Genomic DNA, 21,584 nt, shown 5'->3' on the forward strand with positions numbered 1-21,584 from the left:
CAGCAACCCAACCCTAGCCAGGGATCACCGCGATGGCCGCCTGGGGCGCTCCGCTTCGCTCAGCCACAGGCTTCGCTTCGCGCCCCAGGCTCTGGATGTCCTACACCACCACTGGGGACGCGACCGCGGCAACGCCTTGTCGTTGGCGCCTAGTCGGGCAACCCAGCGCGGCCCAATGAAGAAGTCGGCCGCGCTGTTTTGCGCTTCTGAGAGCAGAAAGAGATTCGCCTCACATAGCTTCATGATCTCGCCCCGTTACAAATCGCCGCTCACCGCCTTAGGTCGGAAAAGACCGAGCGGTCATTGCCTCGCCGGCGACCGCCTGTCGCCGGATAAACGCGCATAGAATATGCGCCGGCACGTGCTGGAGGCCACGCGCGCCAAACTCCTGCCTGCGGCCCCGTCAATCCCACGTGAGTCGTCTCTACCTGTTGCAGCAATACCGCTCGCCGCCCGCAGGTTGTCGTGCCAGGTCGTGATGGCCGGCCTGATGCCGCTAGTCTCGCCCGAGACCCAGACCGCCAAGTACCGGCGCGGCATGCACTGCGGCGCGGGGCCAGGGCCGTCGCCAGCCGCCGCGGATGGAACTCGCACAGGCGCAGCCCCGCCATCATGCAGCACTCGGTCCGCGGTCCGGCCGCTTCGTAGGGCACCAAGAGCGCGATCCGCCCGCCGAAGCAGCTATCATGCATCCCGCGCGGCCTCGTACCCCGCCTCCAGATCCAGCACGAGGCTAGGGCCGTGCTGCATAGGTGACGTGGCCAATTCCTTGAACAGCACGCTATCGTCATCCGCTCAACCGCTGCTGCCTCCGCCGTCACGGCCCGAAGGCCCGCCGAGACCAGCTTCGCTTAGTCTGCTTGTAGCCGGCAGCGCAGAACATCGCGACACATCGTTGCATCTCCGCCCTCGTCGCGATCCGCGTGTCCCGCAGCGCTGCCTCCGGCTGCTCCGGCAGAATGGCCAGGTGCCGCGCGAAGCAGCGGCTCAGCAGCCCTGGCCCGGTCGCGAGCCAGATCATGTCCTGATCCCCCCGCAGCACCGACGTCACCGCATCCCGCAGCGCAGCTGTCACGGCCGGATGCCCCGGGGCCGCCGCAAGTACGTTGTTGGCGATCGACCCGAAGTCCTCCTGATACCCCAGGAGCGTCGTCTCCGGATGGATCAGCCCCGAAAGCGGCGCAAGGCACCGGTCATCCGCATCCGCCCAGACGCCGCCCTCCACCGTCAGCCAGGCGAGGCGGAAGATGTCCGCCGCCTGGGCCGCTTCCCGCGCCTCGCGGAAGGCCCTCGCCACCTCCGGCGCGCAGTTCTCCCGCAGGAACGCGAGCGCGGAGGCCGTGTCGAAACGCCGATAGGCATGGTCCGGATGCGCCGCCTCCCAGCTCTGCATCATCGGGATGAGGTCCGCGTCAGGCTCGCCCTGCGCCCAGAACTGCGCAATTTGGCGCGGAATGCGCCGCGCGACGCTCGCGTGCGCCACTTCCGCCGTAACCGCCGGTAGCATCCCGGACAGGCGAAGCTCCACGAGAAGCGCGATTGCGCCCAGCGTCTGGTCGGGGTTGGCGCGCACAAGCCGGCGCAGTGCCTCGATCCGGCTGGGCCGCGCTTCTTCCCGCAGCCGGCTGATCTCGGTGGCCGTGGCCCGGTCCAGCTCGAACTCGTGCAGCAACTGGCCTTGGAAGGTCGCCCCGATGTTCCGCGGTGCGGGCCGGCGCTCGGCTCTCGCAGTGGCGGCCGTCCAAGACTTCAGCTCCGCCCGCGCCGCGCTGCGGTCGAAGCGAAGCAGCGCCATCCGCGCAAGCTCCTCATGCGCCGGCGGATGGTCGCCCCGCGCCGCAGCCGCTGTGAAGGCCGTCTCGGCCGCTGCCAGGTCCCATCCGGCGCTCGCGATGCGACCTTGCAGCATGTGGAACTGCGCCTTTTCCCAGCTGCGCTCTGGAGGCGGCGCCGAGTCCATTGCCGCTGTTGCGGCAACGAGGTCGCCCAGTTGCAGGTCGATCTCTCGATCCTGGTACCACATTGCAAAGTCCGTGCGCAGGAAGTCCCCCGCCAAGCTGTGCAGTGCAGCGCGCGCCGCCGCTGGCTCGCCGCGCTGGCGAAGGCGCAGCACCTGCTGCTCGATCAGCGCCGGCACCGGCCCGAAGCGCTCAAGCGCGGCGGCGAGTGTCATCGCCGCTTCCTCCGTCGCACTACTTTCGGCCAGCAGCCGACAGAGCATCGCGTGCAGCCACGCCTCACGCGGGTGCGCTTCGATGGCGCGGCGGCAGATGGCGGTGGCGGCCTCGGCATCCCCTCCCCATGCGTGCCATTGAATAAGCTCATGCAACGCGGTGAGGTTGTCTGGCGCGCACTCCAGCGCTGCCTGAAGCAGTCGCCCGGCTTCCGCCAAGTGGCCCAGCGAACGTTCTTCTCGCGCGAGCTCGATCATGACCGCGACGGAGTCGGGCTCCGCCTCCAGCGCCGCGGCGAAGGACGCCCGCGCACCCGCCGCGTCGCCCATCCGTCGCCGCGCGAGGCCGAGTCGCCGCAGCACCTCCACATGGCCTGGCTCGGCCGCGAGCAGCGCGTTCAGCACGCCCGTCGCCTCGTCGGCGCGGTCCAGCTCGACCAGCGTCCCGGCCAGCTCCAGTTTCGCCCAGGTGTTGGCCGGGTCGAGCTGCGCAGCGGTCCCGAAGGATGCGGCCGCGCCGTTCGCATCGCCGCGTCGGCGCTGGATCAGGCCGCGGCGGATATGCGCCTGCGCGTTGCCCGGCTCGGCCGCGAGCAGCGCCTCGCACACGCGCTCAGCTTCGTCGAGCTGCCCCGCATCAGTCAGGTTCGCCGCGAGTTCCAGACTGCCCCAGCTATGGGTCGGTCGCTGGGCCAGGGCGGCCCGACAGCGCGTGATTGCGCCATCCCGATCGCCCTGACGGCGCGCGACGACCGCGTGGCGCACCAGGATGTCCGCATCGTCCGGGAAGCGCGCCAATGCTGCGCGGCAAGCCTCGTCCGCCTCCTCCACCCGGCCGAGCTGCAGCAGCTTCCAGGCGAGCTCTGCATGGATCGCAGCATCGGTCGGGTCCGCAGGAAGCAGTGCGCGGAGCGCCGCGACCACGGCCGCGGCGTCGCCGCCGCGCCGGGCGCCCGAGAGGGCTGCGCGCAGCGTCGCCACGACCGGCGACGGGACTGGTGGCGCGGGACTAGGCGGCGGCGGCGCGGTCGCTTGGCGCGCTTCGAGCTCCCCCCGAGTCCATGCGATTTCTTGTGTCGCCCAGCGATCGCCCGGCGCAAGGCCGAGCGCCATCTCGAACGCGTTTAGTGCAATCTCCAGCTCCCCGCGGGCGCGAGCGACCAAGCCGAGCCGGATATGCGCCTGGGCGTTGCGCGGGTCGGATGCTAGGAGCGCACAGCAGACCGCCTCGGCTTCGTCGAGTGCCCCGAGATGGAGCAGGTCCCAGGCCAGTTCCAGGCTGGCAACAGCATGCCCGGGGTTGGCATTCAACACGGCCTGGAACTGGGCCGCGGCGCCGACGCGGTCGCCACGACGGCGGGCAATGATGCCGAGCCGCATCAGGAGTTCGGCCCGTTCGGGGAAACGCTCAAGCGCGGCTCTGCACGCCTGCTCTGCTTCGTCGAGCTGGCCGAGCTGCATCAGTGCCCAGACGAAATCCGCGTGCAGCGGCGCGGCTGCCGGGTTCCGCGCGAGCCGCTGGCGCAATGCGTTGGCGTCGAACGGCTCGTCCGGGGGCGCGCCGTGTGTCGCGCCGCCCTCACCCATCCGGATGTTGCTTGCCGCCTTTGCCTGGATCGGCGGATGCCCCAGGTGTCGCCGGCGGGCCTTTCCGCTGTTCCTCCGTCACCTCTTGCGCCGCCCAGAGGTCGTTCGGATCGAGTCGAAGCGCTGTCTCGAAGCGAGCGATTGCTTCGGCTCCGTTGCCGCGCCGGCGCGCCACGAGCCCGAGCCGCAGATGCGCTTGGCCGTTCTCTGGCTGCGCCGCTATCAGCGCGCGGAGAACCGCCTCGGCCTCGTCCAGTTCGTTCAGCTGCAGCAGGTCCCAGGCCAGCTCCAGACTTGCGGTCGCATGGGTCGGGTGGTCGCGGAGCACCGCCCGGAATTCCGCCGCCGCCTCATGGAGATTACCGCGCCGCCGTGCCAAGACGCCAAGGCGCATGAGGAGATCCGGATGGGCCGGCGCACGGAGGAGCATAGCGCGGCAGATTTGTTCTGCCTCGTCCAGCCGGGCCGTCTGCACGTGCTCCCAGATCAGCTCGAGCTGCAGCGCGAAATCGGCGGGGAACCGCCCCGTCATCACCCGCAGCAAACGCATCACCTCTGGCTCGTCCCGTTTGCCGCGGGCGGCAACAATCTTCGCGTACTGGACCTTCTTGGGCGTGAGGCCACCGGCGGCGATCGCGTCGCGCGCCGCCTCACGTTCCTCGCTCGCCCAGCTGTTTCCAGGGTCGCTCGCGAGGGCAGCTTCGAAATGGTCGAACGCAGTCTCGTCGTCACCGCGCCGGCGCGCGACCAGGCCCAGGCAGATCAAACCTTGCGCGTTCCGCGGATCCGCCGCGAGCAGACTGCGGACCAAAGCCTCCGCGTCGTCCAACTCGTCAGCACGGATGAGTTCCAGTCCCAACGCGATGGTTGCCGCGGGATGGGCTGGCACCTTGCGAGCTGCTAGCGCCGCCTGGGCGGCCACCAACTCCTCCTTAGCCAGCTCCGCCGCGATCTCCTCCCGCTCTCGCCGCGCCGAACTGTCGGCAGGATTGATCGCCAGCGCCGCGTCGATGTGCGCCAGCGCGGCATCGAGGTTGCGGCGCCCGCGTTCGATGATGCCGAGGCGGAGTAGACCCGGCGCATTGTTCGGGTGCAAAGCAATCAGGGCGTGGCAGACCTCCGCAGCTTCGTCGAGCCGGGACAGCTGAATCAGGTCCCAGGCCAGTTCGAGACTGATCGGCGCGTTGCCGGGACGACGCTGTAGGGCCGCCCGGAAGTTGTCCACCGCCAGCTGCACGTCGCCCTGCTGCCGCGCGATGAGGCCGCGTCGGGCAAGGATGTCCGGATTGCCCGGGAAGCGCGCCAGCGCCGCGACGCAGGCAGACGCGGCTTCCGCCAGGCGCCCAAGCTGCAGCAGGTCCCAGATGAGAGCCGCATGAAGATCGATATCGTTGGGATACCGACGAAGAAAGGCGGTCAGACCGTCCACCGCCGCCGCGCGATCGCCCCTCACGTTGGTCGCGATAACCTTCGCCCGCAGCTCTTCCCGCGCATCGACCGCCGCTTGCGCCCGTATGGCCTCGGCGCTGTCGGCCGAAGCAAAGAAGACGCCGTTGGCAGTCAAGAAGCTGCGCCACTCCTTGGTGAGCTCGGCGAATCGGCGCAGAAACGGCGCATAGTCGCAGCTGATCAAACGCTCCGCGAGCTCGTCGCCCGAGAAGTCACGGTCGAGCAATACGTGCGGTACCTGTAGCAGGTTGCACAGCTCGCGCGTGCGGTGGTCATGCGCAAGGAAAAGTGCAGGCGTGCCGCCGAGCAGTGAGCCGATATTCCCGTGGAAGCGCGTGCCGACCGAGGCCGACATCGTACCAATCCAGGACCGCCAAGTTGGCACATCGAAGAAGATACGCATTCGCTCGCGCAGATAGGCTTCTGCCGCGGGGCGGTCCCTGGGCTGCACGTCGAAGGTTGAGAGGATCTGCGCCGCATGCTCGTGCATCGCTGCTTCGTCACCGGCGGCCTTGGCGGCCATATAGTTCAGCTCGGCCCCCTCGTTCTGAAGGACGTAGTGGCTGTCCTCGTGCAGCATACGATGGAAGAGCGCGTTCTCGCTCGCTGTCATCGCGGGTGCGTTCAGCGCGTGCTCGCCGCGGCCATTGTTAGTGAAATGGATCGCGACACCGTCAAGCGAGGCCTTGCGGGTTGCCAGCGCCTCGATGTTCGCCTTGGAAAGGTTCAGCAAGGAAGGGCAGCCGACCACGCTGACATTGCCGATCCCCATCTCGGCGAGCCGCTCCGCGGTGAAGACACCACGCACGCCGATCGAGACGCAGCGTTCGCCGAGCAGGCGAATGAAGCGCTCGGTGCCTGGCAGCATGACAAGGGGCTTGTGCGGCGGGACCTGCGAGCCGAGGCCCCAGCAGAACATCGGCAGGCGAACGCGGCGAAAATATTCGTAGTATTCGCTAAAATCATCGTGACTTGAAATGAAATTGGCTGCGGCGATGTAAATAATGTCGAACCGTTCCTCCAGCTCCCGTGGGTCCTTGCCAAAGCCGGGGAAATCGACCTTTCGGCTGGCGATCGTGTTCTGCCGCAGGCCATTGCCGATGAACAAGTTCCCGGTGTTCGCCCCGGTGTTCCGGAACATGTCGAACAGCGGGCCCTGCTCCACTTCGTGTGGCGCGCCGAAAAAGCATACTCGCCTATCCGGCGCTACAATCTTAATTGGCCGAATGCTGTTCTGCGGCAAGGGCGCACGCTTGATCATGGGCCGAAATTAGCCTTCCATCGTGCACCCCACAACGGTGCGGTCTACTTTGGAGCTTCGCCGCCCTTGCCAAAAAACGAACCCCAGGTCACAGCGTCCTTCACGTAGGTTGCGGCGGGTGCGCGGAACTCGCTTGCGCCGGTCTGCGCAAAGTGCACGGCCGCCGAATCGGTCTTTTTCGCCCGCACCGCCCTGCCCACATCCTGGTAGGTCGAGAGGTACCAGCCCTCGTCCACCGCCGGGTGGCCGCCGCTTCGGCACTCAAGGTAGCCGGTGGTCACGTAATGCACTCGCGCGCTCTTCACGCGCCCGCGCCGCACAGCCTCAGCCACGTCCGGATTGGCCTCGAGGTAGCTCTTCTCGTCAAAATCGCTCTGCAACAGGGCGGCCTGCAGCAGGAACTTCAGCAGCGGGGTCGGCACCGTCATGTGTTGGGAGTCCCGGAACTGTTCCGGCGTCAGGCCGAGGTTCTCCAAAAGGACATTTGGCGGCAGCATGTACATGGTCGGCACTCTCCGGATACGGACAGGTTGTAGTCGCTCAGTCGGCGGCGGTCGCGGGTGGGGCGGAACGATCCTGCGCGGTCGGCGCGGTAGGCGTCGCCGCTTGCGCGGGCAGGCGGCCACCGAGTTGGACGGACACCTCCTCGAGGTATGCGCGCTGCGTCGCGACCGCAGCGGGGGGGAGACCGAATGCTTGCGCCGCCATGCCCTGGATGCGATCGATCTCGGCGACGTGCAGGTCGGCTTTCAGCGCGTGGGTCACGCTCTGCGCGTGACGCCGATGCACGTTCAGCGGCTCCGCCTCGTATGCGATGCGCGCCCCGGGCTCTGCCAGCGCTTCCAGGTAGAGGCGCCAATCGCCCGCCATGCGATACTCCTTGAGTTCCGCCCCGCAGCGGTCCAGCGCGCGGAGCAGAGCGTCGCGTCGCCACACCACCGCGCTGACGTTCAGGATCAGGTTCTTCACCGACAGAAAGCGACGCACGAAGTCGTCCGCGTCGAACACTTCCGTGTGCTCGAGCGCCCCTGGTTCCACCGTCGCGTAGTAGGGCTTGTAGCTCGCGCCGAGTGACTTGCCATCGCTGTCCACCGCGCGGCTGTCGGAGAAGGCGAATCGGATTTCCGGGTCAGAGCGGAGGAGATCGACCAGCTTCGAGATGAAGGTCGGATCCGACACGTCGTCGGCTTCCGCGATCCAGACGAACTCGCCCGTCGCCTCCTCCGCCGCCTTGCGCCACTGCGCAAAAACGGAGCCAGAATTGACCGTGTTCGCCAGCAGCCGGACGTCGCGGTGCCACTCGGCCGCCACGCGCTCGATCGCCTCGAGGCTATCGTCCTTCGAGCAGTCGTCGAGGACGATCACCTCCAGCACCGGATAGGCCTGCCCGAAGATCGAGCCCAGGCGCTCGGGCATGTACCGGGCGTAATTGTAGTTCGGCACCGTCACCGACACCCTGCGGAGATCGGGTAGCGCGAGCTTCAGCAGGTCACCCACATAGTCGTCCCAGACGAACTCCTCGGCCATCAGCTTCCGTCGCGCCTGCGCTGCCGAGGAGTCCAGCGCGCCCGGCGCCATTTCCTGCTCGAGCGCCTTCACCATCGCCGGCACGTCGCCATAGGGCACCACACGTCCGATGCCGCGCTCGGCCAGCAATTCGGGCACACCGCCAGACTTCCCGAAGGCGACAACCGGCATGCCGACGGACATCGCCTCAAGCGCAACCGAGGGGAAGGGATCCTCCCGCGATGTCAGCGCGAAGGCGTTCGCGGCGGAGAGATAGGCCGACACCTCGCTGGTGAAGCCGGGCAGGTGGAAGCTGCCTTCGGCGACTGCGGCGTCGAGTTCCTGGCCGAGCCAGTTGCGCAGTGCATTATCCACCTTGCCGGCCCAGCAGAAATGCACGCGAGAACCTGGGCTGGCGCGCATCAGGCGCCAGCCCTGCAGGAACAGGTCGAAGCCCTTGCGGAGATCGGCGAAGCCGATGCAGAGCACCAGCCTCTCATCAGGCTTGATGCCGAGTGTGGAGCGGATCCGCGCCCCGTCCGCCTCCGAGCGTATCGCCGACTTGTAGAGGCCCTGCGGGCGGACAAGCAGCCCGGCCTCGGGCGGGCTGCCGCCGACGGCTTCGACTACCGCGTCGCGCACCATGCCACCGGGGAATACCACTTGGCGTGCATGCGCCAGCGTGTCGCGCACTGCGGGCGCGAGCTTCATGTCGCCGATGATCCGCGGAAGTTCGTGCACCAGCTGCGTTGCCGCGATGCCGATGGACGCTGCGGGCTTTACCACATGCGCCGCCGCGGACGTGTTCACGATCGCGCTACGGAAGCCGCGCGCATGGTAGGTGGACAGCACGCTGTCCAGCTCCTTCGCGCTCGGCAGCACGGCGGTCGGTGCGATCTCCTCATAGCGGCGCACGAGATCCCCACCGTCAAGCAGCAGGTATTCGATCTCTGCCCCGAAGCGCCGACGCAGGGTGCGCCCGATGTTCCAGAGCAGCTCCTGAGCGCCGTGCGGATGCGCGTCGTGGCCGACGAGCAGCACCGCCGGCCGTCCAGTCGCCTTGCTTGCGCCGGTCACCGCGCGCGCTGTCGCGTTCAAATAGGCTGCGCCGTAGTGCTGGTCCGGCTCGAGATAGGCGCCTTCCGCCCATTCGTTCCAGGCGTTCACCACGACCATCGGCTCGCCCATGAAGGGCGCTGCGACAGCGCGCTCCACCAGCGCGGCCAGCCAGGTTTCGTACTTCGCCGGGGTCGAATTCTGCAGAACCATCCCGGTGCCCTGCCTGCGCGCGTCATTATCCCAGCTTGGCGTCGCACCCTTGATCAGCGGGAAGGCCGGCGTCGGCGCCGCGAGCGAGTTTTCAACCACCCGGTCGTAGGAGATGACGTGACCTGAGAAGTCGGGATCGAGCAGGTCGATTTCGCCGATCATGTTCCGCAGGTTCATCGCCACCTTGTGCGGCGGGAATTCGATGGCGCCGTCCAGGCCGAATTCCGCCGGGTCCTCATCGCCGAAGCCCTGCGCCATGATCAGGACCGGATCCTCGTTGAAGCTCTCCCGGAACAGGCTGCGCCAGCGCGCGACGGTCGCCTTGGTATCGGGGATCAGCCGCGGGCGGTAGATCATCAGCAACGGCCGACCCTGGACGCGGATGTAGCGCTTGTCGCGGAAATGCCGTGCAAACTCCTCGGCCATCCGCACGTCGTCATCCGGGCGGTAGTCCTGGCTGATCAATACCTCGCTCTCGAAGCCATCCCAGCGACGCGTCCAGTTCTCGTTAGCCCACATCAGGGCAAACGGCATGTCGATCGAGGGATCAGCCAGGAAGGCTTCAACTGGGCGCTCCAGCAGGCGCTTTCCGTTGAACCAGTAGTAGTAGAAGACGAAGCCGTGCACGCCGCCGGCCTTCGCCATCTGCGCCTGGCGGCGCATCACTTCCGTGCCCTCGAGCGAATAGTGGCCGAGGTCGCGCGGCACGCGGGGTTGGTAGTGTCCGCGGAAGCGCGGGACGCCACGCTGGATGTTCGTCCATTCCGTGAAGCCCGTGCCCCACCAGCGGTCGTTCTCGGGGAAGGCATGGAACTGCGGCAGGTAGTAGGCTAGCACCTTGGCGAGCCGCGGGGCCGAGGGCGGCAGCGCACGGAAGGTCTCGAACTCTGGCCCCGCCTTCGCGAAGCGGCGGATTTCGCGGTGGGTGGTGACCTCGTCCTCTGGCATGCGCGGATGCACGCCGGCCTCGCCGCGGTGCGCCATCCAATGCAACAGCGGGTTCTCGTCGAGATCCCCTTTCAGGTAGCGCCGGCGATAGAACTGAGTGTCGAACTCGGCCGAGGGATTGCGCCCCTCCCGGTGGCCCGCCTCCATGAAGTGCAGATAGGGATCGATCCCTGCCGCGGCGATGTCCGGATAGGTGTCGAGGTAGTAGGCAATGTCGAATTCGGCGATCGGCGAGACCCGTCCGCCGACCCGGTTCGCCAGATAGTGCGCCAAACAGTTCTGATCGGGCTCCATCCCGAAGGCGCCACGGTACCAGCCCGGGTCGAATTGCGCGCAGGGGCGGCGGCCCTCGCGGTCGCCGTTGTGGAGGTAGTGCCAGAGCGGCTGCACCTCTGCCGTCGCCACGTCCGGGTTCTGCGCTAGGTAGTAGGCGCTCTCGAACATCGGGTTCGGGTTGCGGCCCTCGCGCCAGCCATTGTCGAAGTAGTGCTCGAGCAGCGGGACCTGCGCCTCCACCACGTCGGGGTTGTGGCTGGCGTAGAACGTCTCGTCGAACAGGCCGGAGGCGCGGAGTTGCTCGATCTGGACGCGCCGCGGCGGCAGATCCTGAGCGGCTATGGATGCATCATGTGATGCGTCAATCGACCTTACGTCCGTAGGGTCGGCCAGCGTGTCCTCCGCCAAGCCGTCGGCTGCGGTGACCTCGGCGACATGAGCGTCGACGCCTTCGTCCTCGTCACGCCCCGGGCGCGCGTCGCGGGACAGCCGCGAGATGAGCCGTCCGAGCAGGCTGTCTTCGTCGCCCGGCTCTGAGGGCGCCACGCTGGCCGTCGCGGCCAGTCGTGCTGCAAGGACCTTCACGAGGATGGTTTCGCCGATTGGCGGAACGATCTGGCCCGCCTTCGGGCAAGCTATGAAGATCGGTGCGTCCGGCGCCTCTTCCTCCGCCGCATAGACCTCGTCGAGGTCGAAGCTGTCCCACGGTATCAGGAACCCGAAGCGCCCGGACACACCGAGCGCCGCGTCGATGTCCGGCCGCTCGCCGTGCGACGCGACGAGGCTCAGCAGTCGGCGTCCGCACCAGACCTCGAGCTGCGGCGACTCGTCGGTACGGCCGAGGTTGACGATCCAGCCCCGGAGCCCCGAGCCCTCGTCGAGGAAGTCGAAGCAGCCGGCGAAACCTGCCTGCGGCGGCGCGCCCGTCTCAGGGTCCTTCGCCCAGCCACGATGCATAATTGGCCATCCGGGAGGCTCTCCGGGTGGCAGCGGGGCGCCTAGCACATGAGATGGGTGAACGGCTGCCGGCAGATCCCCATGACCTGCCTCTGCCGATTCGTTCGTGCGAGGACGACCTACGCTGTCTTCGGGGGAAGGCCGCACACAATCCTCATGACTCGTGCGCCCTCATTACAGCGGATCAATTCCGCGCGACAAGGTCGTGGCGCTGCCGTGGCCCGCCCGGGTCGCGTCCATCCAACGTGAACACATCCGGATGTCCTCAACCCTTTTTCGGCGTTCGGCTGATCCCCCGAACGGATCCAGGGCGAAGGAATGCGACGGCCTCAACCGTGGCGCGTGTTTGTCGAACTCCATGGACCCCGTTAGGGTTAAAGATATCCTCTGGATTACGGCGACGAAAAGGGTAGCAGCGCCCCGCAAACGGGCCATAGATCGCCCAAGCACACTTCTGGCGGCATCCTGTATCTCCGTAGAGAACTACAACCATTGCGGGAATCATGCGGCGTGACTTCTGCGCGGTTGACACGCTCGGCGAAAGAATTTGTGGATGTTAACAAAAATCCATTGATTGCCTGGCCCGCCGTTAGCTATTTGTACACGATCGCGGATCGGTGAGGCGACGCTGAGACGCCGCCACCTCAAGGAGAGAACGCATGTCGGGCACGTCGTGGAACGGTTCGGGCGCAAGCAACACGCGGAATGGCGGGGCGAACGGTGACACGCTGAACGGCCTCGGCGGCAACGACCGGCTGAATGGGCTCGGTGGCAACGACCTGCTGCTCGGCGGCGCCGGCGACGATTTCCTGCAGGGCGGCGTCGGCAACGACGTGCTCCATGGCGACTCGCAGCGAAACGGGGCCTCCATCGTCGAATCGGCGGTGCCCGGCAATGACATCCTGCTCGGCGGCAGCGGCGACGACAGCATTTTCGGCGGCGGCGGCGACGACTTCATCGAGGGCAACGCGGGCAACGACTCGATCGACGGCGGCACAGGCATCGACGAAGTCGGCTTCGATCTGGACACCGAGACCCCGGGTACCCTGACCGTTACGGATGCGGGCGGCGGCGCCTGGCAGGTTACCAGCACGACGGCCCCGCTTGAAACCGACCGCCTGACCAACATCGAGGTCGTCACCTCCGGCACCGGCGCGCGTTCGCTGCTGGTCGGCAATGGCGGCTTCGCCAGCATCCAGGCGGCGGTGGACGCGGCCGAGGATGGCGACACCATCATGATCGGCGCCGGCACGTTCAGCGGCGATGTGAGCAACATCGAGGGCAAGGCGCTGAGCTTCGTCGGCCAGGGCGCCGGCACGATCATCCAGGGCATGTTCAACGTCGAGGGCACGCTGGACGGTGCGCTGAGCTTCAAGAACATGACGATCAACGCGGCCGGCGAGGACTACGGCATCCGCGCGAGCGTGGTCTCGAACGGCGGCAGCCTGTCGCTGGATGGCGTGGCGATCTCTGGCGCGTCCTTGAACGGGCTGTTCTATGGCCATCCCGCCAACAGCAACTTCACCAATGCGGCGCCGGCCGGCGAGATCCTCGATGCGATCAGCATCGTCAACAGCAGCTTCATCGACAACGGCACCGCGAACGGCGCGGGCCGCGGCGGGGTGAACCTGTTCGGGTTCGACGGCGACCTGACCGTCACGGGCACCACCTTCGACGGCGCCGGCACGGGCAAGGCCTTCTCGGTGGTCGGCCTCGGCCGCCCAGCGTCGCCCTTCGACCCCGCGGCTTTCACCTACTCCAGCCTGGGCGACGTCGTCTTCAGCAACAACGCGCTGACCGGCGCCTTCGGGCAGGACGCCTTCTCCTTCTACTACCACGCCGGCTTCTCGAGCTTCACCGCCACCGGGAATACTGCTGCGACCGCCGCGCCCTGGGGCCTGCTGAACCTCGACTGGGTCGGTGGGAACATCGACCTGGCCAATTTCTTCGCCAGCGCCACGAATAGCGTCGGTCCGATCGCGACGCCGCAGGGCGACAACGAGGCAGCGATCATCACCGGCACCGCCTTCGCCGACGTCATCCGGGCGCGCGGCGGCGACGATGTCGTCAACGCCGGCGCCGGCAATGACACGATCGATGCCGGCACGGGCAACGACGACGTGGATGCCGGCGCGGGCGACGACCTGATCGTCGTCAATGCTGCCGACCATGCGGGCATCGAGGCCATCGACGGCGGCGCGGATACCGACACGCTGCAGATCGTCAGCACCACCTCGGGCACGACGGTGACCCTGGGCGCGAACGTGACGAATGTGGAGGTCGTGACCGCCAGTTCGGTCGGCGTCGCCATCAACATCGATGCGTCTGCTGCGACCGGCGTCGCGTCGATCGTGGGCAACGGCGAGGCGAACGACCTGCGCGGCGGGGCGGGGGACCAGACCATCTCGGGTGGCAACGCCGACGACACCCTCTCCGGCGGCGCCGGCAATGACGTGCTGAACGGCGGCGACGGCATCGACGTCGCGAGCTATGCGGGCACGGTGGCGGCCAGCGCGGTGGCGTCGAATGCCAGCGGCGGCTGGACGGTGGATCTCGGCGTCGGCGATGTCGACACCCTGACCAGCGTCAACCGGATCGACGATGGCGCGGGCGGGCGCATCCTGCTGGTGGGCAATGGCGGCTACGCGACGCTGCAGGCGGCAATCGACGCGGCCGACGCTGGCGACACCATCCGCCTCGCGGGGGGCGCCACCTACAGCGATCCTGTCACCATCAACAAGGCAGTGACGATCCTCGGCGCCCAGGCGGGCCTCGATGGCAGCGCGGCCGGCCGCGGCACCGGTGAGTCGGTAATCACCGGCCTGGTCACGGTGGACCTGGCGTCGGGCGCGCTGAACATCAGCGGTGTCGAGTTCCGCTACACCGGGCCGCAGAACAGCCTGGTCGGCTCGACCAATGGGGGTGGCCTGGTGCAGGTGCTGGGCGCGGCGTCTGTCACGATCCAGGACAGTCGCTTCATGACCGATTTCCGGCAGGGCAATGCGGGCGAGGGCGAGATCGACCCGCTGAACGGCGGTGGTGCCAACACCGGCGGCCGCGCTCTGATGGTGCCGTCCGGCTTTGGCGGCACGCTAGCGGTGGATGACAACTTCTTCGGCGGCACCGCGGCCGGCAGCTTCAGCACGGCCGCCTGGCGCAGCGGCATCTGGTCCGACGGCAACTCGGCCAGCCTGACCATCACTGGCAACGTCTTCCAGACGGTTCGGACGGCGGCGAACCTCGATGGCTATGACGACGCCACCTCGACCATCACCGACAACACGATCAACGACTCGGGCAGCGGCTTCTCGATCGGCGGCCCCGTGTTGTCGCCGAATACGATCAACGGCATCGACGGCAACACCTTCGCCAATGTTGGTACCGAGTTCAACCTGCAGAACGTCACCAGCGACCTGAACGTCTCTGTCGGCTCGGACGTTGCCAATGCCGGGACCAGCAGCGCGCCAGGCGCGGACTTCCTGACGGTGGTGGCGGGATCCGGCAATGACACCGTCACGGGCGGCTCGGGCAATGATGGGCTCGTCGGCAACGCCGGCAATGACAGCATGCTCGGCGGCGGCGGGACTGACGTCCTCACCGGCGGTGGTGGGAACGACACCCTGCTCGGCGGCGAGAACAACGACACGGTCCTGGGCGGGAACGACAACGACGAGGTCTCGGGCGGCAGCGGGGCCGACTCGCTGCTAGGCGACGCCGGCAACGACACGCTGTCGGGTGGCGCGGACAACGACGCCATCGATGGCGGCACGGGCACCGACACCGTCACCTACGGCGTACCGACCGGTGACTTGGTTGTGACCGCGACGTCCACCACCGGCTGGCAGGTGACCAGCGCCGAGGGCACGGACGCGCTGTCGAATGTCGAGGCTATCGCAGGCTCCTCCGGCGGGCGCGTCCTGCTGGTCGGCAATGGCGGCTTCGCGACGCTGCAGGCCGCGATAGACGCGGCGGCCGACGGCGACACCATCCTGGTGGCCGCAGGAAGCTATTCCAGCGGCGGGGCGAACTACAACCCGGCGAACAACACCAATGATCCCGGCTTCACCAACCCGGTCGGGCTGCTGATCAACAAGAGCGTGACGATCCAGGGCCTCGAGGCCGACGGCACGGCGCCGGAGTCGCTCGGCGAGGTGTCGGTGACCATCACCTCCACCGCGCAGTCGAACTGGGGCACGAACTTCCACATCACCGCGCCGAACGTCACGATCCGCGGCATCGAATTCCTCGCCACGGCCCCGGGTTCGGTTGTCAACAAGGCGATCGAGGTGGTGGACGACGGCTTCGTGCTGGAGATGTCGAAGGTCGGCGCCGTCGCCGGAAAGGGCATCTCCGCCAGTGTCTACATCAACGACGAGGTGGTGCCGGTCACTGGTCCGGGCAGCGGCACGACGCATGTCAGCCAGATCAACGACTACACGGTGAACGGCAACGCGCTGACCGGCGCCTTCGTCGTGGCGAACGGCGTCGGCTGGAACCTGGCGGCGGGCACCACCGCCGTCACCAACAACACCTTCGTCGCTCAGTCGGGCGGCGACGCGATCTACAACAACGGCATCATCGTCAATGGCCAGATCGCCGGGCTGGGCTGGCTGAACGCCCCCAGCGAGGCGCCGGCGACGATCACCGGCAACACCTTCCAGGACGGCTTCGTCCAGTACCTGCGAGGTCGTGACCAGGCGGAGGCCAACTTGCCGGTCACGCTGGCAACGGTGCAGGACTTCTTGGCGAACAACACGGTTCCGCAATTCGCGTATGTGACGACGCCCAATGGCCTCGCCCTGCGCGTCTCCGCGCCGGCCTCGGACATCAACGGGGCCGAGCCCGACCCGCGGGAGGTCGCGCTACACGCGACGGCGGGCCGCGCCAGCGGCTTCGCCCAGGCGTTCGACACGCTGATCGTGAACAGCGGCAGCGGGCCGGACAACGAGACGATCGCGACAGACAACCTGACGGTGCGTGCCCTCGCCGGTTCGGCCGACCTCAACCTGACGCTCGGCTCGGGCGTGGCCAATGTCACGCTTCAGGACCACACCACCGGCGTCGGCGCGAACGTGGACGTCACCGGCAACGCGCTGACCAACGCCATCGCGGGCAATTCCGGTGCGAACCTGATCTCCGGCGACGACGGCAACGACTTCCTGACCGGCGGTGACGGCGAAGACACCCTGGATGGCGGCACGGGCGTCGACCAGCTCAATGGCGGTGCCGGAAATGACACGCTCTCGGGTGGCGACGGCCAGGACAATCTGACCGGCGGCGCAGGCGATGACTTGCTGGATGGCGGTGACGATGCGGCCTTCGACGCCGCGACCTTCGGCAATGCCTCAGTCACGGTGAACCTTGCTGCCGGCACGGCGACCGGTGAAGGCACCGACACCCTCGTCGGCATCGAGAGTGCGGTGACAGGCGAGGGCGACGACAGCGTCGTGGGCTCGAACGGCATCAACACCCTGGTTGTCAACGCGGGCAACGACACGGTGCTTGCCGGGGACGGTCAGGACTTCATCATCGGCGGTGCGGGGAATGACTCGCTGGATGGCGGGGACGGCGTCGACATCGCTCTGTTCGGTGCAGGCACGACCTTCACCCGGAACTTCAACGGTTCGATCACCGCGGTCGGCCCGGATGGAACCGACACGCTGTGGAACATCGAGGCTGCTCGGCTCCTGAGCGGTCCTTTCGACATCGACCTCACCGCAATCGCGCTGCCGGATGTGACGGTCAGCCTTGAGGCCAACACCGGCAACCCGATGGACAGCATCACGTCCGACGGTGACCTGGTCGGGACCGGGCGGCCGAACACCAACCTCACGATCACCTGGTCGGTGGGCAGCACCATGGTGGAGACTCAGACGGTCCTGGTGGGCAGCAACGGCACCTGGACCGCAACGAAGCCGGGTGCGGTGGGCGATGGCGCGGTCTCGGTCGCGGTCAGCCAGACCGACGGCGTCGGCGGGGTCGACACAGCCTCGCTCGCCTTCACCCTCGACAGCGCGACGCCGGCTGCGCCAAACGCGCTGGATCTGGACTCGATCTCGGACACCGGTGCCGACGACGAGGACAACGTGACCAACGCCGATGACCTGATCATCAGGGGCACCGCCGAAGTGGGCGCGACGGTCCAGGTGTTCATCGACGGCATGGCGACGGGCGACACTGTCCAGGCCGGCCTTGACGGCAGCTGGTCCGTGACGCTGGAAGGCGTTGCCGAGGATGAACTGTCGATCACCGCAAAGGCGACGGACACGGCGGGCAATGTCTCGGCCGCTTCCGCCGCTCTGGAGGTGACGATCGACCGTACCGACCCTGTCGCACCGACCGTGGACCTCGATGCCGGGTCGGACAGCGGTCGCAGCGTCACCGACGATGTGACCAACGCGGCGACCCTCGTGCTGACCGGCACCGCGGAGGCGGGCTCCACCGTGGAGGTGTTCCGCGACGGGACCAGCATCGGCTTCGCCACGGCGGACGAGGACGGCTTGTGGTCCTTCGAGGATACCGGCGGGTCGCTGCTCGACAGTGAAGTGCCTGAAGGTGAATACGATTACTCGGCCGTTGCGACCGACCTCGCCGGAAACGAGTCGCCCCCGTCGGTCATCCAGGCGGTCACGGTGGACCGCACGCCGCCGGCGGCGGCGGTGCTGACCACCGTCGTGATTGGCGACGCCACGGGCAGCAACGTCACAGTGTCCGGTGCGTCGGACGACGAGAGCGACGTCACGCTGTTCAGCCAGAACGTGGTGGTGGGCGTTGCGGAAACCTTCAGCATCACGGGTTCGGCGTTGGCCACAGGGCCGCACACGCTGCAGGTGACGGCGCGGGATCTCGCGGGCAACCTGGCCGCGCCGTCCAACGCCTATACGCTGACGGTCGGTGGGGCCGGCGCGCTGCTGGTGGGTGACACGACCGCCGACAACTTCATCGGCAACATCGGCAACGATACGCTGGATGGCGGCGCGGGCAACGACACGCTGGTCGGCGGCGATGGTGACGACGTGCTGGCGGTCGGCGATGGCAACGACAATGTCAATGGCGGCAACGGCTTCGATATCGTCAGCTATGCTGGTGCGTCGGGATCGATGGTCATCAATCTCGCCCTTCCGGCAGCCGCGGGCGGTGCGGCGGCAGGCGATGTGCTGACATCGATCGAAGGGGTGATCGGCACGGTCTTCGTGGACGGCATCACCGGCGATGCCAACGCCAACCTGCTCGACGGCGGCGCAGGCGCCGACATCATCAACGGCGGCATTGGCAACGACACGATCATAGGCGGCGCCGGCGCCGATAACCTGGACGGCGGCGACGGTATCGACCTGGCGAGCTATGATGCTGCGGCCACCGGCGTCGCGATCACCCTGGGCCAGATCGGGACCCTGGGCGATGCGTTGGGTGACCAGCTTACCGGGTTCGAGAACCTCCTCGGGTCGACACATGGCGACGTGCTCGGCGGCGATACGGGAGCGAACTCGATCGACGGTGCCAGCGGCGACGACACGATCCGTGGCGGAGCCGGCGCAGACACGCTTCGCGGCGGCGACGGCGTTGACCTCGTGTCCTACGAGGGCTCCACGGCGTCGGTGCAGGTGACGCTCGGCACCAATGCCGTGAGCGGCGGCGATGCGGCTGGCGACGTCATCAGTGGCTTCGAGGGCGTGATCGGCGGTTCGGGCGCGGACATCCTGACCGGCGATACCGGGAACAACTGGCTGATCGGCCTCAGCGGCGATGACCAGTTGCGCGGCGAGGGTGGAGCCGACACGCTGAACGGTGGCATCGGCAACGATGTGCTGTTTGGTGGCGCCGGGAATGACAGCCTGGTCGGCGGTGCGGACCGCGACTTCGTCGACTACTCGGGCGCGACGAGCGCCGTGACGGTGACGCTTGGCCTCAGCCCACTTCTTGGCGGCGGGACAGGCACGGCGACCGGGGGCGCGGACGTTGGCACGGATATTCTCGCCAGTGACATCGAGAACATTCGCGGCGGTGCCGGTAATGACTCGCTCACGGGCCAGAACTTCGTGGCGAACGAGATCATCGGCGGCGGCGGCAATGATACGCTGCACGGCATCGGCACCAGCGACACCGTGACCGGTGGGAGTGGCGATGATATCTTCATCTTCAGCGCTCCGACCTTCGGGTTCCAGTTTGGCCGGATCAGCGACTTCTCGGACGTTTTGGGTAACGACGACCGCATCGATCTGACCCGTTTCGATGCGGTTACCGGTGGGGGCCTCAATCCGTTCACCTTCAAGTCGGGGGGCGCCTTTACTTCCGTCACCACGTTCGGTGAGGTGATCGCTGTGCAATCGGGCGCGAACACCGTGCTGCACTTTAACGTGCAGAGCGGCGGTTCGGTGGGCGGTGTGAACGGGTCCGACATCTCGCTAACCCTGATCAACGTCACGGCGAGCAGCATCGATCAGTCGGACTTCGTGCTTTAATTTTGGACGGCGCGCCGGGCAGACCGGCGCGCCGCTCTGTCTTCGGCTACGCTATGTGAGGCATGGCGCGAGACGAACGCTGCATCGATTGGTGTTTAGCGGAATTCGACTACGCGCAATGGCGATCATTTTTGCGCGTGGTAAGTTCGTGTCGTCCCTCTACGCTTCGTGTTCGTGGCACTGCTCGGATTGCCTCACTCGGGGACGCAGGCGTGAATCCAACGCAACACTGCGGAATGCTCGCGGATCGTCTGGTTCGTCTCGCGCAATACATCGCGCATGTGCCCATAATCGCGGCGCATCCATGGTGTTCGTTGGCTGAAGGCAGCGGCGCAGCGCGTGCTGGATGTTGAACTGCCTCACCCACGTTCCACCGTCACGAGCCGGAGTATGTGGTTCTGCCAGGCCTCAAGCGCCGCTATCGCCTCCGCTGCGTAGTCATGCCTGTCGTAAGTGCGCTCCAGGCTCGACCGTCCTGAGATGTGGTTGATCGCCATCTCTGCGTGTTCGCGTGGCACCCCCAGCTTGGTCATCCCGGTTCGCGCGGTACGCCGAAGATCGTGCAGCCGCCACGGAGGCATCGGCTTCGGCATAGGAGACCTGTTTGCGTGCTCCTGCGCGATCCGTGCGTCGATCCGCGCCTTCAGCTTGGAGATCGCCTGGAAAGGCCCCGACCTCGCGCCGAGGATGCAATGCGGATGTTCGAAATGCTGCGTAGCGACCAGACCCCGCAATAGTCTGCCGATGTTCTCTGGAACCGGCATGGTGTAGCCCCGCTTGTTCTTCGCTCGCTTCGCCGGCAGGTGCCACCGTCCCGCATCGAGATCGAGCTCATCGGTGGCGATGCCCGCGGCTTCCGTCGCCCGCACGCCGCAGAGCATGAGCATGAGCAGCATCATGAACGCCCGCGCTCTCGCATCCTCCTCACACGCGGCCCGCCAAACCTCGACGAGTTCACCGTCGGACAGAACGCGGTCGCGACTGGCGGGGGCGGGGGCGAGCATCGCAGCCCCCTTGCGTGGGAGTAGCGACGTCTCGATCCAGCCCTGGGCCTCTGCGTAGTTCAGAAACGCAGAGATGACGCGGTAAAGGAGTGCGGCCATGGCGGGCGCGGTCCTCCGGCGTGCCGCGACAAGTGCCGTCCGGTCCGACCTAACCGTCTCGCGCAGTACGCGCTTGCCCAGCACAGGCTCGATGTCCCGAGCGCAAATTCGCCGTACCTCTCGCGTGTAGCGTTCGCTCCAGGCGCGAGGGCCGGCCTCGTGGGCTTCGCGCCAAGCCTTGAGTGCCATCGCAACAGAAGCTTCGGCGGCGCGAGCCTCACGGGCTTGTTTGGCCTCCCGCTTCTCTGCTGAAGGGTCGCCGCCGGCCTGCACCGCGGCGAGCGCGCCGATCGCACGCTTGCGAGCTTCCACGGCGCCAATCAAGGGCCAGGTTCCGAGGGTCACGCGGGTCTGCTTCCCGTCCCGCGTCCGTGTGTGCAACGTCCATGTTCCAGAGCCGGATGGCGTGAGCCTGAAGCACAAGCCCGCTATTCGCGCATCCCAGATTTCGACGCGACCGGTTGTTGGGGTCGCGTCCCCAGTGGTGGTGTAGGACATCCAGAGCCTGGGGCGCGAAGCGAAGCCTGTGGCTGAGCGAAGCGGAGCGCCCCAGGCGGCCATCGCGGTGATCCCTGGCTAGGGTTGGGTTGCTG

Annotated in this window: 6 protein-coding genes; 1 reads left to right on the forward strand and 5 read right to left on the reverse strand. The window is 67.2% G+C overall.

The genetic code is table 11. The features are described 5' to 3' along the window. Positions 1-817 precede the first annotated feature (817 nt). Genes LQ222_RS23950 through LQ222_RS23965 form a run of 4 tightly spaced genes read right to left on the reverse strand, consistent with a single transcriptional unit; the run spans position 818 to position 11,426 of the window. Positions 818-3,760: a tetratricopeptide repeat protein gene (locus tag LQ222_RS23950; protein WP_230169393.1), complete on the reverse strand. Its 2,943-nt coding sequence runs from the start codon at positions 3,758-3,760 to the stop codon at positions 818-820. Then, positions 3,753-6,470: a tetratricopeptide repeat protein gene (locus LQ222_RS23955; protein WP_230169394.1), complete on the reverse strand. Its 2,718-nt coding sequence runs from the start codon at positions 6,468-6,470 to the stop codon at positions 3,753-3,755. Before LQ222_RS23955 ends, LQ222_RS23950 begins: the two co-directional genes overlap by 8 nt. 44 nt (positions 6,471-6,514) lie before the next feature. After that, positions 6,515-6,973, reverse strand: coding sequence for a hypothetical protein (locus LQ222_RS23960; RefSeq protein WP_230169395.1), 459 nt, complete (start codon positions 6,971-6,973; stop codon positions 6,515-6,517). Positions 6,974-7,010: 37 nt separating this feature from the next. Further along, entirely contained in the window at positions 7,011-11,426 is a 4,416-nt protein-coding gene (locus tag LQ222_RS23965; RefSeq protein WP_230169396.1) for a glycoside hydrolase family 99-like domain-containing protein, read from the reverse strand. Positions 11,427-12,085: 659 nt separating this feature from the next. On the opposite strand from LQ222_RS23965, the gene LQ222_RS23970 reads away from it, so the two are divergent. Continuing rightward, complete coding sequence (locus LQ222_RS23970) at positions 12,086-19,888, forward strand: Ig-like domain-containing protein (protein WP_230169397.1); 7,803 nt, start codon at positions 12,086-12,088, stop codon at positions 19,886-19,888. 359 nt (positions 19,889-20,247) lie between these two features. Here LQ222_RS23970 and LQ222_RS23975 read toward each other — a convergent pair whose 3' ends face one another. Beyond that, positions 20,248-21,552, reverse strand: coding sequence for an integrase family protein (locus LQ222_RS23975; protein ID WP_308071658.1), 1,305 nt, complete (start codon positions 21,550-21,552; stop codon positions 20,248-20,250). Positions 21,553-21,584 lie beyond the last annotated feature (32 nt).

It is taken from the genome of Roseomonas sp. CECT 9278 (assembly GCF_918698155.1).
In the GTDB taxonomy this organism is placed as follows: Bacteria; Pseudomonadota; Alphaproteobacteria; order Acetobacterales; family Acetobacteraceae; genus Neoroseomonas.

Coding starts and splice junctions, on each gene's coding strand:
- LQ222_RS23950 (WP_230169393.1), bottom strand. CDS start 3,760: ATGGGTGAGGGCGGCGCGACACACGGCGCGCCCCCGGACGAGCCGTTC.
- LQ222_RS23955 (WP_230169394.1), bottom strand. CDS start 6,470: ATGATCAAGCGTGCGCCCTTGCCGCAGAACAGCATTCGGCCAATTAAG.
- LQ222_RS23960 (WP_230169395.1), bottom strand. CDS start 6,973: ATGTACATGCTGCCGCCAAATGTCCTTTTGGAGAACCTCGGCCTGACG.
- LQ222_RS23965 (WP_230169396.1), bottom strand. CDS start 11,426: ATGCATCGTGGCTGGGCGAAGGACCCTGAGACGGGCGCGCCGCCGCAG.
- LQ222_RS23970 (WP_230169397.1), top strand. CDS start 12,086: ATGTCGGGCACGTCGTGGAACGGTTCGGGCGCAAGCAACACGCGGAAT.
- LQ222_RS23975 (WP_308071658.1), bottom strand. CDS start 21,552: ATGGCCGCCTGGGGCGCTCCGCTTCGCTCAGCCACAGGCTTCGCTTCG.